The organism is Succinimonas sp., from assembly GCF_045225735.1.
Taxonomy (GTDB): domain Bacteria; phylum Pseudomonadota; class Gammaproteobacteria; order Enterobacterales; family Succinivibrionaceae; genus Succinimonas.
Map to the genome: position 1 here is coordinate 1 of NZ_JBGVBR010000389.1, position 13,338 is coordinate 13,338.

13 protein-coding genes are annotated in these 13,338 nt (G+C 49.7%); 7 read left to right on the forward strand and 6 right to left on the reverse strand.

The window, feature by feature from the left end; genetic code table 11:
- Window positions 1-225: 225 nt before the first annotated feature.
- Complete coding sequence (locus ACJROR_RS13770; RefSeq protein ID WP_406547604.1) at window positions 226-450, forward strand: hypothetical protein; 225 nt, start codon at window positions 226-228, stop codon at window positions 448-450.
- Window positions 419-700, forward strand: a complete 282-nt coding sequence (locus ACJROR_RS13775; RefSeq protein WP_406547605.1) for a hypothetical protein — start codon at window positions 419-421, stop codon at window positions 698-700. Before ACJROR_RS13770 ends, ACJROR_RS13775 begins: the two co-directional genes overlap by 32 nt.
- A gap of 491 nt (window positions 701-1,191) precedes the next feature.
- Here ACJROR_RS13775 and ACJROR_RS13780 read toward each other — a convergent pair whose 3' ends face one another.
- The 5 genes from ACJROR_RS13780 to ACJROR_RS13800 form a co-directional block, all read right to left on the reverse strand.
- On the reverse strand, window positions 1,192-1,767 hold the full coding sequence (locus tag ACJROR_RS13780; protein ID WP_406547606.1) for a hypothetical protein: 576 nt from the start codon (window positions 1,765-1,767) through the stop codon (window positions 1,192-1,194).
- A gap of 52 nt (window positions 1,768-1,819) precedes the next feature.
- Window positions 1,820-2,473 (reverse strand): DNA-binding protein, encoded by a 654-nt coding sequence (locus tag ACJROR_RS13785; protein ID WP_406547607.1) that lies wholly within the window; start codon window positions 2,471-2,473, stop codon window positions 1,820-1,822.
- Between the two features lie 73 nt (window positions 2,474-2,546).
- A complete protein-coding gene (locus ACJROR_RS13790) occupies window positions 2,547-3,377 on the reverse strand; it encodes an ExeA family protein (protein WP_406547608.1) in 831 nt (276 codons plus the stop codon).
- 9 nt (window positions 3,378-3,386) lie between these two features.
- Entirely contained in the window at window positions 3,387-4,922 is a 1,536-nt protein-coding gene (locus ACJROR_RS13795; protein ID WP_406547609.1) for a DDE-type integrase/transposase/recombinase, read from the reverse strand.
- Window positions 4,923-4,971: 49 nt separating this feature from the next.
- Window positions 4,972-5,895: a hypothetical protein gene (locus ACJROR_RS13800; RefSeq protein ID WP_406547610.1), complete on the reverse strand. Its 924-nt coding sequence runs from the start codon at window positions 5,893-5,895 to the stop codon at window positions 4,972-4,974.
- A 482-nt stretch (window positions 5,896-6,377) separates the two neighbouring features.
- Here ACJROR_RS13800 and ACJROR_RS13805 point away from each other — a divergent pair, with 482 nt between their 5' ends.
- The gene (locus ACJROR_RS13805; RefSeq protein WP_406547611.1) at window positions 6,378-6,683 is read left to right on the forward strand and encodes a hypothetical protein; all 306 of its coding nucleotides are present in this window, start codon (window positions 6,378-6,380) and stop codon (window positions 6,681-6,683) included.
- Window positions 6,684-7,059: 376 nt separating this feature from the next.
- On the opposite strand, the gene ACJROR_RS13810 is transcribed toward ACJROR_RS13805, so the two are convergent.
- On the reverse strand, window positions 7,060-7,269 hold the full coding sequence (locus ACJROR_RS13810; protein WP_406547629.1) for a hypothetical protein: 210 nt from the start codon (window positions 7,267-7,269) through the stop codon (window positions 7,060-7,062).
- Between ACJROR_RS13810 and ACJROR_RS13815 the strand changes: the two genes are divergently transcribed.
- The 4 genes from ACJROR_RS13815 (at window position 7,228) to ACJROR_RS13830 (ending at window position 13,293) form a co-directional block, all read left to right on the forward strand.
- Window positions 7,228-8,187 (forward strand): PDDEXK nuclease domain-containing protein, encoded by a 960-nt coding sequence (locus ACJROR_RS13815; RefSeq protein ID WP_406547628.1) that lies wholly within the window; start codon window positions 7,228-7,230, stop codon window positions 8,185-8,187. The two genes, ACJROR_RS13810 and ACJROR_RS13815, sit on opposite strands and share 42 nt — an antisense overlap.
- A 197-nt stretch (window positions 8,188-8,384) precedes the next feature.
- The gene (locus tag ACJROR_RS13820) at window positions 8,385-9,557 is read left to right on the forward strand and encodes a phosphoglycerate kinase (RefSeq protein ID WP_406547612.1); all 1,173 of its coding nucleotides are present in this window, start codon (window positions 8,385-8,387) and stop codon (window positions 9,555-9,557) included.
- Window positions 9,558-9,636: 79 nt separating this feature from the next.
- A complete protein-coding gene (fbaA, locus tag ACJROR_RS13825) occupies window positions 9,637-10,719 on the forward strand; it encodes a class II fructose-bisphosphate aldolase (protein WP_406038239.1) in 1,083 nt (360 codons plus the stop codon).
- A 288-nt stretch (window positions 10,720-11,007) separates the two neighbouring features.
- Window positions 11,008-13,293, forward strand: a complete 2,286-nt coding sequence (locus ACJROR_RS13830; RefSeq protein WP_406547613.1) for an LTA synthase family protein — start codon at window positions 11,008-11,010, stop codon at window positions 13,291-13,293.
- Window positions 13,294-13,338: the final 45 nt, after the last annotated feature.

Below are 13,338 nucleotides of genomic sequence, written 5' to 3' on the forward strand. Positions count from 1 at the left end.
GAGGTTGAGATTTTCAGAGAAACTAAATTTTGCAGACGTTGTCTGCAAAATTGGAGCGGAAGGCGAATCTGACAGTGATTCCGCAGCGGAAACTTGGCATAATGTCTCTGCTTATATCTTACTCAGGAACTGTTTGGGAGCAAAACTGCCTGTGGCTTCCGATCAGGCAGGGGAGATCAGATTTTCATTTGAATGCGTGAAAGATCAACTGAAAAGGAGTTTCGGATGGAAGAGACTATTGAAGTGGCTAATGAATTGGATTCGACTTGCGGAATTTCTGACGAGGAGCTTACAGAGCGGTTTAAGGCATCTATCAGAATAGATGATGAAATCAGAAAAATAAAGGGACTTCCTGTAGCCAGATATGACGATGAGTTAAAAAAAGCATACCTTGAATATCCAGATGGGAGGCGCAAGTATGTCGGAGACACTCGCAACACGACTTCCTGAGGTTATGGTATTTGCAGGCCCAAATGGCAGTGGCAAAACAACAATTACAAAGATGGCAAAGACGGTTGGAGAATATGTCAACGCTGATGATATAAAAAGGGCTACGCTATGTACAGATCTTGAAGCGGCAGAAAAGGCTGAAGAACTTCGCGAGAAAATGATTTCTGAAAAGAAGGACTTTACATTTGAAACGGTATTGTCCACAGACAGAAATCTCCTGCTTTTGAGGAGAGCTGTCAAAGACTCCTGATTTTGTCCCTTTTTTGTTCACCAGGTTTGTCCCATATTTCTTCAATGCTGCTCACTGAGTTTGTCTCGCCGTTACACCTGTAATTTTCCATTACAGGTGTAATTTGGAATGTTACACCTGTAAGCCTATACCAGCCAAATTCCGGCATCACTGGCGATGAAACTACCAGAAGCACTGAATTTCATGGTAGCAGGACAGTTGCTGCTGATGTTTGAGATGAATGAAGGAGGCGCGATCTCAGAATGACTATGGAGAGGCGTGAGAGTTTTGTTTCCGGAATTTCCTGATTGCCTTTTCCGATTAATCCTGATCCCCTGCCAGGGGACGGGCGGGATGATTAGCTTACTTCGGCTCCGGGATGTCTGTTTTACGAGAATGATGATATGCGAATGAGAGAACTGCGAGCGCGGGCCCGCAGTATTGCAATGATGTTTCAGATTTATTAGCCTGACGGCAGCTCTGCAGCGGCTGGTGTATTTGTGAGATGAATCTTAATCCGAAATCGGCTTGTGCAGCTCATTGTATCTCGACAAACTTTGAATCAGCATCTTTGTCTCAGCCAGAATTTTTGTCATGGAATCTTTGAAGGCGCAAATAAGCCGGTCAATCTCAGGCCTGTCATTTTCGGAATTCTGGGAGCAGTATGCGGCAAAAGGCATCACTAACCGTTGTATTTTGCTGTACCGCTCGCTGTACTGCCTTATCTGAGTCCGCAGAGCACCGATCAGGTATTCAAGATCCGATATTCTGCCGCCGCCCATACAGCATGTCTCTTCAAGATCTTCAACCTGATCTTTTAGCTCGCTGATCTCCTTTTTAAGGCCGGCAATCTGATTCTTTAATTTTTTTTCGTTGTCGAGTTCTGCTCCGGATCTGCAGATGGCATAGTTATCATAAAGATCCTGATATTCATCATCAAGATTCTGATACTCCTCAGAAAGAATCTGATAGTCATCGTAAACATCCCGGCATATATCAGAAAGAACCTTATATTCCTCGGAAAGAATCTGATAGTCCTCGTAAAGATCCTGATATTTCCTGTCAGACAGATTGTCAGTATCAGTCATGCTGATTTCCTCCTTGTTGATAGTGATTATTCCACGCCGGTGCAGGGAATGGCTATGAATGGCCGGTTTCCGGCAGGCCGGAATTCGGCGTGTCAGAATCCCGGAGAGCATCTGCGAAGCCGGCGGTGACGTTCCGCTGATTCAGATTCAGGATGCTTTTTACCATTTCCATGATCTGTTCATTGGTTCTCCTGACGCTGTCGGCAGTTCCCCTGGCTTCTCCCAGCTGAAGGTTATTTTTCTTAATGAGCTCTCCGTCCAGCCTTGATTGCTCCCGCAGCGCGTCAATTTCCTTGCAGAGCTCATCCCGGTTTTCATTGAGGATGGCTATTTCCGCATTGAGATCCCTGATTTTCTTTTCATACACCTTTTTCATTTCGCCCCTGGCAAGCTCCCATAAATCCTGAACGGTCCTCGATGCTGACTCGGCAAGAATCACCGCAGCCTCGGATTTTTCCGGATCAGCCGAAGGTTCCGCCTCCCGGCGAAGCTCATTCAGCCATTTGGAGATGGTTGAGTAACTGCCTTTGTTGCCAAGAACCTTGCGGATTTCCGCGATGGTCGGTTTCCTGTTTTGCAGTTTAAGACTGCTTACGGCATTCCTTACCATGTCTCTGGTAACGTAACTCTGATTGCCGCTGTCCGAAGCGGCGGCTGCCGGAACCGCACCGGTGCCGGATGCGGCGGTTTCTGAAGTCTGTTCCATTTCTCTTCCTCCGTTTAAAGCAGATGAAGAGGTCACAGTTCATCTGCTCTGATTTCATGTTCCTGATTTTCGGTTACAGCAGGACGCATCTGGGCAGTTCATTTTTTATGGCGCTGTCCACAATGTCCCGGGTTACAAGCTCCGTTCCCTGCGATGCCGCATACAGCAGAGAGTGGGTGCAGATCTTGTTGATCAGCCTTGGCACGCCCTGGGATTTTCTGCTGATTTCCTCTATGGCTTCCGAGGAGAATATCTGCTCTTTGGCCCCGGCATATGTCAGATGAGAGGCGATATACATTCCGACCTGATTGTCAGTCAGAGCCGTCATCCGGCATATCATGTCTATGCGCTGCGATATGGCCATGTTTTCCTCCCGTTCCAGCACCTGCCAGAGTTCATTTTGTCCGGCAAGAATGAGGCACAGCGGATTGCCGGCGTCAAATTTGCAGTTCAGCAGAAACCTTATTTCCTGAAGCGTCCGATGGTTTATCAGATGAGCCTCATCGATAATCATAACCACGTTTTTATGCTTGACGGCAGTCAGAGAGAACAGCGCTTCATGGAACTGCTTCTTAGCGTCGTTGGCGTAAAACCTCGGATCAATCCCCATCTGATTCAGAGGAATGGAGTACAGCCACCTGGGCGACAGATTGCTCTGAGATATGTAAAGAACCTCATAGGATTCGGGGGACAGTCCATTGCTGAAGGCCCGGAGGACAGTGCTCTTGCCAACCCCCACAATGCCCGTGAGCACGGCGAACATCTGGTTGCCGGCGACGTAGTTTAAGCGGTTCAGCGTGTCAGTAAACTGCTCCGGCTTGCTGAGATACTCAATCCCGATGTTCGGTGTAAACGGCACCCGGATCATTCCGAACTTCTTTAAAAATCCAATGTTATCGCTCATGTCTGCTCCTTATTTGCCCTGCGTTTCATCCATGCTGAGGAAGGGGGAATGGTTATTCCCCATCCCGCGTTCCACTTTCTTGCCGTTCCCTGCCGGCGGATCCTGTTCCGGCTGCTGATCTGAACTCTCCTGAGAAACAGACTGCGGCGTATTTGCAGACGCTTTAGCCGTCTGTCCCCGGGTGAAAGGGGCCAGAGCATTTTCGATTTCCTTTTCCAGAGCATCATCAATAACGCGGCCCTGAGCTCTGGCCTGTTCCCTCAGCAGGGATTTGAGATAGGAGATATCACGCGTCTTTTCATCCCGGCCGGATTGCTTCTTTTTTCTGGCCGGGGCATGCTCCGGCATTATCCGCTCGTAAATCCTCTGGGTTTTGTAATTCGCAAGAATCTGCTCAACCGTGCCGTCGGGATTGATCAGCACTTCCGCCGTGGAAAACGGCGGCGAAACGTCAACATTCACCTCGTAATTTTTTTTGTTAATGCTTATGGTGCCTTCACTGGATACGTTTCTGGATTCAGAGGCCTTAAAAACGTAGTTAATCGTTTCTTCATCAGCTGTTTCATGTTTCACGAAATGCCTGTTCCAGTACTCCTCCGGAGACAGATGCTCATCTCCTTCTTTAAGAGTGCTGTGGGGAGCGAGGTTGTGCTGATCTACCCAGGCGGCAACCAGCTTTTTAAATGTTTCAAATTTGATCCCCCCCTTTATTGCGAGAATCTGATTTTCCAGATCGTTAAGCTTGCCGTTAACTCTCTCGACAACGCCTTTTTGGTACCCGGCATAAGGATCGCATCGTATGATGTTTATATTAAGGATTTTGCACGCCCGCATTACAATCTTCGATTTATATGCGGCGCCATTGTCCAAATGAAGGTTTTTGGGGATGCCGATTTCAGAAACAATCTGCTTAAGGCAGTCGGTTACGATGTGAGTCCTCTGATCAAGTCCCACCTTGTAGGAAATGATTTTTCTGGAACAGTTGTCAATGCAGATCTGAACATAGCCGGAACACGGGGCTCCGTTTTCATCGACGAAATGCCCCTTGGGAAATTCCTTGACATCGCACTGCACAATGTCAAGAATCGTTTTGCGGCGGTATCTCCGGAAGCATTTTCTGCCATCCATCTTTTCCTGAGCCAGCAGTTCCTTCTTGCCGTAATGATGCTCCTGCAGATGTCTCTGCAGAGTGGAACGCTTGATGATGCCCTTGCACTCGGGGTTTTCGCTTTCAAATGCGAAGATGATATTCTTCACCGGAATGCGCGGATCTGTCTGACGCATTGATATGGCTTTGCTGAGAACCTCGTCAAACCTGACATAGGTCTTCTTGATGGTCGAGCCTCCCTTATAATCAGGGATCAGGCCGTTGAAGCCCTTTGCCTTGTATGCCTGAACCCAGCGTCTGATCGTCTTCACTGACCGCTTATTGTCAATTGCAATTTGGGCGCAGGTTACCGCGCTGCTGCCCGAATTCAGCACCAGCGGAGAAATAATCTGAAGCCTATTGGCGGCTGTGTCCCTGTTTTTATCGATTTTTGCCATTTAAATCACCTCCGAAATCGGTTTTCGGGCTGCTTCTGCAAGCCGGTGATTACATCTTGGCAAACCCGCAATAGCGATAACCCAGATAGTATGTTGGGAATTTAGGAACAAACCGGGAAAGCAGCAGGCGGTTCATGAAATGCAGGTGGGTTATCCGGGCCACAAATTCCAGCCGTTTTTTGTACCTGCTCAAATCGGTGAAACCGGCAGCGGCGGTGCTGTTCCTGATGCGCCGCAGGAAGCTCCGGAAGAAACCTTCCTTTTCGGCCTTGAGTTTTGCTGCGGCCCTGCGTACCAGCTCTTCGAATTTCTCTGCGGTTTTCAAATCATCATATGAGGCGGTATCCTCATAAACAAAGGAAATGCAGAGCCACTGCCATACGGCTGCTCCGTCTGCGGGAAGAGGCGTCCTGTCTGATTTTTTTCTCAGGCGGTCTTTATTATCAGGGCGGGAATGAGAAAGGCAGCGGATATAGTTGCCGTAAGATGAAACGAAGAATTCTTTGAGGTCGATAACCTTCTGATCCTTCTGAATTAAAGCTTTGTCAGCATCGGGATAATCATTGTTTACGATTTGCCGTAACAGGGCAACGGTTTCGATAAAAAATGCGGGGTACCTTTTGAAAGGCATCAGGAAGTCAGGAAATACAACGTGCGTAACATTGCAGCCGATATATTCTACCTTTTTGCCTTTCTTTTTGGACTCCGCTTCAGATTTTGCCTGATCTCTTCTTACGCGGCATACGCAATAGGGATTCGAGCACTGGCACCGCTGCAGGAATAAAACATCCATCAGATTTGTGCCCGGGTTGAAAACCACTTTATGAGTATAACCGTAATGAGTGCAAAGGGCTCCGCAATATGAGCACACAAGAATGAATTCTGATTTAACCTTGTATTTGCGTATTACTCCAAGAGCTTCGTTTTCCCGAAGCTCGGCTATAATTTTCCCGATGCAGGTATCAGGATCCACAACCGGATCCGGTATGCAAATTAAGTGTCCCTGTGTTACAATAACCATGCTTTATGCAGGAGGGGCATCATGTGTTTGCAAGACATTGGGTGATGGCTCTCTTGGAGATCCTCTTTAATGTTTTCAAATTTTCTTTTTTGCATCGATCCGATGCCGAAATCCAAGACCAGAAATACGCAGTATTAAGCAAAATCGGAGATTCCTGATCCTTGCGGTGGTGGAAGGCTTTTTTTTCGGGCGGTTTTTGCCGGGGGTGGGGGCTAGCCCCCACCCAGGGCAAAGCTCCCGTCTAAAAACTACGGCCATACTGTCAATCACGTTCCCGGAACTTCCTCATTCCGGGCTACACCCAGCTACAGGGCCATTACACCCCGCAGGCCAAAGCTGGTGAGCAAGATAATAGCTTAGAGGGACAAAATCCGCGAGCAGAATTGGGACATATTACCTGGGCTTAGACAAGAGCTAAACAGCAGGGGTATTTTGTGCGTGGAATTTATGTGTTAACGTCCGATGTTGAGATAAATATTGCCAGAGTAGAAGCTCGTGAAGCGCTTGGCGGACATGGAGTGCCGGCAGAAAAAATCAGACAGCGTTACGAGCGGGCGCTAAAACTGATTCCTCAGCTTGTAGAAGTGTGTGATGTTTTTCATCTGTATGATAATACCAAAATGCCATTCAGGATTTTTAAGAAAAGGAAAGAGCGCTATTACAGATGGAGCAATAAATATTGGAGCGACACAGACATAGAGATGCTTACTGGAGTTCGAGATTATCCGGATTATTCATGACATTCTTCATCACGTGAGGATAAATTGGACTATGAGATGCTTATGCTATGAGATGCTTACGACTGTTGAAAAATAACATCTGCGACACATCTCACGATTAAAAAACGCAACTTTTGTGGCAAGTATGAGTGGGCAGGTGCTTCATACTCTGCTTCAGGCGCGAACTAAAATGAACACGCTTGCTTTGATCTGCGTTCTCCCCATGCCAGACGCCCATAACCAAGCCCCTTTAGCTATTAACCAGAAAGCACCAGAGGTGCTTTCATTCTTGATTACTATTCCTCGGAACTTTAACTTCCGTTCCTGCCTGTATGATTGCTCAGGCTGGCAATGTCCGGGAACTGCCGTAGTTCGGCGGGGGAGAATGTTAAGATTTTCAGGTAAACTCAATTTTGCAGACGGTGTCTGCAAAATTGAATGACAGAATCAGGATGACGGGATGGAAGCAGCGGAAAACCGGGAGATGCAACAACTCATAGCGGGTATCAAAAACAGCATCAAAGCAGCGCAGTATCAGGCTCTCCGGCAGGTAAATGAACAGCTGATAATGCTGTATTGGGATATCGGAAATGAGCTGAAGGCGCATGCTGCCTGCGGGAACAGGTTTATTGACACTCTGGCAAGGGAGATCAAATTTTCATATCCGGATGCAAAGGGGTTTTCAGCGCGAAACCTGCGTTACATGAAACGTTTTGCGGCAGAAATAACGGATCATAACTTTTTGCAGACGGTGTCTGCAAAATTGCCCTGGTCTCATAACCTTGCGCTGCTTGAAAAACTGAAAAGCATGGAATCTCGTTATTGGTACGGCGCAAAGACCATGGAGAACGGGTGGTCTCTCGCCGTATTGGAGCATCAGATAGCTGCCGGACTCATGGGTCGCGAGCAAGGCAGGAAACAGCAGAATTACGACCGGCTTCTTTCGAAGATTTCCCTGCCGGAGCCGCAAAGCGAGCTCGCGATCCAGACGATGGAGGATCCGTACATCTTTGATTTCGTGGCACTTGCTGAAAAAATCAAGAAACCCCAAACAAAAGATGATCTGATTAAGAACATCACGGATTTCTTATTGAAGAAGGGCTCAGGATTCGCATACATGGGTTATCGGTACCCATTAACCCCTGACTTTGATGAATACCCGTGGGGTATTTTGTTTTACAACACTTTCCTGCACTGTTATGTGGCGGCAGTCGTGGTCGCAGATGCGGCCTCTGATCTGAAAACCGGGCAGTTGATTCCGGAAGCTGCCGAAAAAATGAATCTCTGCCTCTCTCTTGCTGATGAAAAGCTGAAAACAGAGAGGGATAACCCCTCAATAGGTTTAATACTGCGCCGGGATAATAAGAACAAGACTGCGGCAGAATATGCGCTTAAGGATATGCAAAAACCTGCCGGAGTGTCAGAGTATCGCTTTACCCGGGAACTCCCGGAGGAGATTAAGCGAGTATTCCCGGAAGCAGATGAATGGGGAGAGTACATCGCGCTGGAACCTGCCAGATTATGAGATATGACATGTTCCGGGCGGGACTCCGTTTCATGTGTCAAAATCAGCGGATTTGCGAGGATAATAACCTTATGAATACAGACAGGGCGGGGAAAATGGAGTAGAATTAACTCAGTCTGAATAAACTGGCGCTGCGGGTCTTTTATTCTGCGGGGCTGGTTTGGTTTTTTCATTTTTACTCCGTTGAGGATCACACAATGTCTATTATCAAGATGGCTGACTTGGATCTGGCTGGCAAGCGGGTTCTGATTCGCGCAGATTTGAATGTACCTTTAAAGGATGGCAAGGTTGCTTCCGACAAGCGCATAACCGCTACTCTGCCCACCATTAAGCTTGCTCTGGAGAAGGGCGCCAAGGTTATGGTTACCTCCCATCTGGGCCGTCCTACCGAAGGCGAATACAACGAGGAATTCTCCCTTAAGCCTGTAGTTGATTACATGAAGGGACTTCTGGATGTTCCGGTACGTCTGGTAAAGGACTATCTTGATACTCCGGTTGAAGTAAACGAGAATGAAGTGGTAGTTCTGGAAAACTGCCGTTTCAACAAGGGCGAAAAGAAGAACGATGAAGCTCTGGCCAAGAAGTATGCCGCTCTCTGCGACGTATTCGTAATGGACGCCTTCGGCACCGCTCACCGCGCTCAGGGCACCACCTACGGCGCTGCCGAGTTCGCTCCCGTTGCCTGCGCCGGCCCGCTCCTCGCTGCCGAGCTTGATGCTCTGGGCAAGGCCATGGACAATCCTGCTCATCCGATGGTTGCCATTGTAGGCGGTTCCAAGGTTTCCACCAAGCTTACCGTGCTCCATTCCCTTTCCAAGATTGCTGACCTCCTGATTGTAGGCGGCGGCATTGCCAATACCTTCATCGCCGCTCAGGGCAACAAGGTAGGCAAGTCCCTTTACGAGAACGATCTCGTGGACGAAGCCACCAAGATCGCCAAGGAGACCAAGATTCCCGAGGTAGTTGACGTGGTTACCGGCAAGGAATTCAGCGAAAGCGCCGCTGCTGAAACCAAGGATGTGAAGGATGTTCTTGATGACGATATGATTTTCGACCTGGGCCCCAAGACCATGGAAGAAATCTGCAATACCATTAAGAACGCCAAGACCATTCTTTGGAACGGCCCGGTTGGCGTATTTGAATTCGATCAGTTCGGCGCCGGCACCAAGGCCATGGCCGAAGCCATTGCCGAAAGCGAAGGCTTCTCCGTTGCCGGCGGCGGCGATACCATCAATGCCATCCAGAAGTACGGCGTAACCGACAAGATCTCCTACATCTCCACCGGCGGCGGCGCCTTCCTGGAGTTTGTTGAGGGCAAGAAGCTTCCGGCTGTGGAAATTCTTGAAAAGCGCGCAGCTGAAAAGGCTTAATATTCTTTTATAGTTCCACGGGAGGATTTATCCTCCCGCTTCGTTTTGTCTCTTAATTCAATTTTTGGGAAATGTCCAAATGACTAAGATTTTAGATGTTGTAAAGCCTGGCGTAGTTGCCGGAAAGGATTTGAACAAGGTTTTTGAAGTTGCCAGAGAGCATGGTTTTGCCATTCCTGCTGTTAACTGCGTTGGCACCGATTCCATCAATGCCGTAATCGAAGCTGCCCGCACTGCCAAGGCTCCGGTAATCGTGCAGATCTCCAACGGCGGCGCTCAGTTTATTGCCGGCAAGGGACTTAAGCTGGAAGGCCAGCAGGCTCAGGTGCTGGGCTCCATCTCCGCTGCTCTCCATACCCGCAACGTTGCCGCTGCCTACGGCGTTCCGGTAATCATGCACACCGACCACTGCGCCAAGAAGCTCCTGCCGTGGATTGACGGCCTTCTGGATGCCGGCGAGAAGTACTATGCCGAGCACGGCGTGCCTCTGTTCTCCTCCCACATGATTGACCTTTCCGAAGAGTCTCTCAAGGACAACGTTGACCTCTGCTGCCAGTATCTGGAGCGCATGGCCAAGATCGACATGACTCTGGAGCTGGAGCTGGGCTGCACCGGCGGCGAGGAAGACGGCGTTGATAACTCCGGCAAGGACGAATCCGCTCTCTACACTCAGCCTCAGGATGTTTACTACGCTTACGATCGCCTGATCAAGATCAGCCCGAACTTCACCATTGCCGCTTCCTTCGGCAACGTTCACGGCGTATACCAGGCCGGCAACGTTAAGCTGAAGCCCACCATTCTCCGCGATTCTCAGGCCTATGTTGCCGAGAAGCTGGGTCTCCCTGCCGGTTCCAAGCCGTTAAGCTTCGTATTCCACGGCGGTTCCGGCTCTGCCGCTCAGGATATCCGCGATGCCGTAAGCTACGGTGTAGTTAAGATGAACATCGACACCGATACTCAGTGGGCTACCTGGAACGGCGTGCTCCAGTACTACAAGGCCAAGGAAGCTTACCTCCAGGGTCAGCTGGGCAATCCTGAAGGCGAACACGCTCCTAACAAGAAGTACTACGATCCTCGCGCCTGGCTCAGAAAGGGTCAGGAGAGCATGATTGCCCGTCTCCAGGAAGCCTTCGAGGAGCTTGGTTCCAAGGATTCCCTCTAAGGAGATCCTGAATCCGGAAGAAAACCGGTGCTCCCTGCAGCATAGTGTGCCTGTATAGCGCAGTAACCGGTTTTTTCAGAAAAATGATTTAAAGGGAAGCCTCAGGGCTTCCTTTTTTATTGCCCTGACCCTCGGCAGCATCTCCGGCAATCTTCTCGGAAAACCCTGGGGCCGTGATTTTGCTTCTTAAGATTCACAGATCGGATAACGCTTATTTGTCAACAATGACAAATCATGTATGATCTAAGTGGCGCCGGCGCGGTTTTATATATGAAAGGGGAGGTTCCCTTGGGTATTTTCAGTTTTTGCGACCACACTAAAATCAGTTATCGCAAGTTTATGCGCTTTTTGGTTATCAGGATAACCCTGGGATTCCTTATGGGACTTCTGGTGCTGTGGGCCGGGCGGTTTTTTCTGATCCATGATTTTATCGGCACCGGGTTCCGGGTTATCTCCTCTTCGGAAAAGTTTGCCTTCTACCGGGTGGCTCTTCTGTTTGATTTGAAGGCCATTGCCTTTTTGTATCTCCCGGCGGTGCTGCTGGCTTTGTTTTGCTTCCGGCAGACCATGGCAGAGCGTTATCAGAAATTTTTCTGGCTCTTTGATCTTCTGGCCCAGAGCTGCCTTGCCGTCACGACTCTGGTTAATTATTTCTATTTCAAAACCTACGACCGTCCCATTGATGCCTTTATATTTTCAGTAGGGGACGAATCCCCTCTGGCGGTGATCCGCACCCTGATGGTGGATTATCCGGTTTACTGGGGTCTGGGCGGTCTCACGCTGTACCTCCTCCTGAGCGCTCTTATTATTCACTGGATCCATCCCTGGCTGTTCCAGAAAATGCGGAATACCATCGGTCATGCCAGAATGGGAGTGCCGCTCTTACTGACCGGAACCGTGATCTGCGCGGGTCTCTATTTCTTTTTCCTCCGGGGCTCCCTGGGCACGCTGCCTCTCCGCATGGAGCATACGGCGGTATCCCGCAGCGCTCTCGTCAACATGGGCGTGAGCAACGGCCCCATTAATCTCTTTTGGGCCTGGAAGTGGTATCTCAGGCAGGATGACATCCCCCGGGTGCAGTTTACCGACTTGGCCCTGGATTACAAGAAACTTGGCATGGAGCTTAATACCCTTGATCCGTTTAAGCAATTTAAGGAAACTCTTCCTCGCGATGATTATATTGCTGGCAATCCTCCGGATATTGTACTGGCTGTTATGGAAAGCTGGGGGCGGCACATTATGATTGCCGGTTCCTCCGGCAAGTGGAATGCGCTGGGGGAACTCTCGCAGCATGTTAAGGGCGAGTCAGGGGACTATTTCTGGCTTAATTTTCTGTCAGAGGGCAACGGCACCATGGACAGCATGTCCCGGCTGCTGTTCGGGGTACCCTCGGCCTCGCTGTCCACCGCCTCCTATTCCGGCTCTCGCTTCATTACCAGCTTTATCGAGCCCTATAAACAGGCCGGCTATGAGATTGTGTTTGTGACGGGAGGATCCCAGAGCTGGCGCAATATCGGAAACTTCCTGAAAAAGCAGGGAGTTGATCGGATTATTGACGAAGCCTCTCTCATGAAGGACTATCCTGATGCCTCCTCGGGCACCTGGGGAGTTGATGACAGCTATACCTTTGACAAGGCCTTCAGCATTCTGAAAACGGAACGCTCCAAGGATAACGCCGGAAAAAACAAGCCGATCTTCATGGTGATTCTGACGGTTACCAACCATCCCCCTTACCGCATTCCCGTGAGATCCAATGTCCTGCCTCCCAAGCTGACCCCTGATATCAAGGGGCGCTTCCCGTATCCCAATACGGAGGTGATATTCGGTACCTATAAGTATGCCCTGAATGAGCTGGGCCTCTTTATTTCCCGAATCAAGAACGATGAAGAGCTGGCTCCTAAGACCATTATCGCCGCCACCGGGGATCACAATCTCCGGGGCATCGGTTACAGCCGGCATCCGGTGGAATCGGTTCTGGGCTACATGGTGCCCTTTTATCTCCATCTCCCCGATGACTATATGCTCTCCCGGGATCATTATGTGCCGGAAAGATGGGGCTCCCATAAGGACATTATGGCCACTCTGATGGCTCATTCCCTGGCCGGCCGGGAGGTCTATGCTCTGGGCTGCGATCTTTTGCAGAAGAACAAGCTGTGCCGCTTCAGCTTTGCCTATAACCGGGACATGGGAGTGGTGAGCTCCGGCAAATATGCCTGCGTGCTCAGCAGACATACCGGATACAGCTTTTCATCTATCGGGCTTATGGAGCACTATATAGCGGTTTCCAATGATGTGGATACCCATAGCTGCAGTGACTTAATCAATTATCAGAAGCTCCAGGAGGATCTGTTCTACTTCCAGGTGCAGAACCAGGAGGAGACCGAGAAGTGGCTGAACAGCCTGAACCGCGTCCGCGGAAAACCCGCTCCGGCTTTGTCACGTCAGGCCCGGGAAGCTGATGCCGAGGAGGCGGCTCTCCCGGCTCAGGAGGATGCTGCTGAGAATGCGCCGGAGGACGGAGCAGCGGATATTGAAGCGGAACCCGCTGACAATGCTGCGGTACCGGAAAGCTGATTCCGGTTTGGATCCGCTAACCCCTGTTACGGTTTATGCGGCAGG

Bases quoted from the DNA above. Each gene is read 5' to 3' on its own strand.
- ACJROR_RS13790 (WP_406547608.1), bottom strand. From the start codon at position 3,377: ATGAGCGATAACATTGGATTTTTAAAGAAGTTCGGAATGATCCGGGTG.
- ACJROR_RS13770 (WP_406547604.1), top strand. From the start codon at position 226: ATGGAAGAGACTATTGAAGTGGCTAATGAATTGGATTCGACTTGCGGA.
- ACJROR_RS13785 (WP_406547607.1), bottom strand. From the start codon at position 2,473: ATGGAACAGACTTCAGAAACCGCCGCATCCGGCACCGGTGCGGTTCCG.
- ACJROR_RS13795 (WP_406547609.1), bottom strand. From the start codon at position 4,922: ATGGCAAAAATCGATAAAAACAGGGACACAGCCGCCAATAGGCTTCAG.
- ACJROR_RS13820 (WP_406547612.1), top strand. From the start codon at position 8,385: ATGTCTATTATCAAGATGGCTGACTTGGATCTGGCTGGCAAGCGGGTT.
- ACJROR_RS13775 (WP_406547605.1), top strand. From the start codon at position 419: ATGTCGGAGACACTCGCAACACGACTTCCTGAGGTTATGGTATTTGCA.
- ACJROR_RS13810 (WP_406547629.1), bottom strand. From the start codon at position 7,269: ATGCGCCTTCAGCTCATTTCCGATATCCCAATACAGCATTATCAGCTG.
- ACJROR_RS13780 (WP_406547606.1), bottom strand. From the start codon at position 1,767: ATGACTGATACTGACAATCTGTCTGACAGGAAATATCAGGATCTTTAC.
- fbaA (WP_406038239.1), top strand. From the start codon at position 9,637: ATGACTAAGATTTTAGATGTTGTAAAGCCTGGCGTAGTTGCCGGAAAG.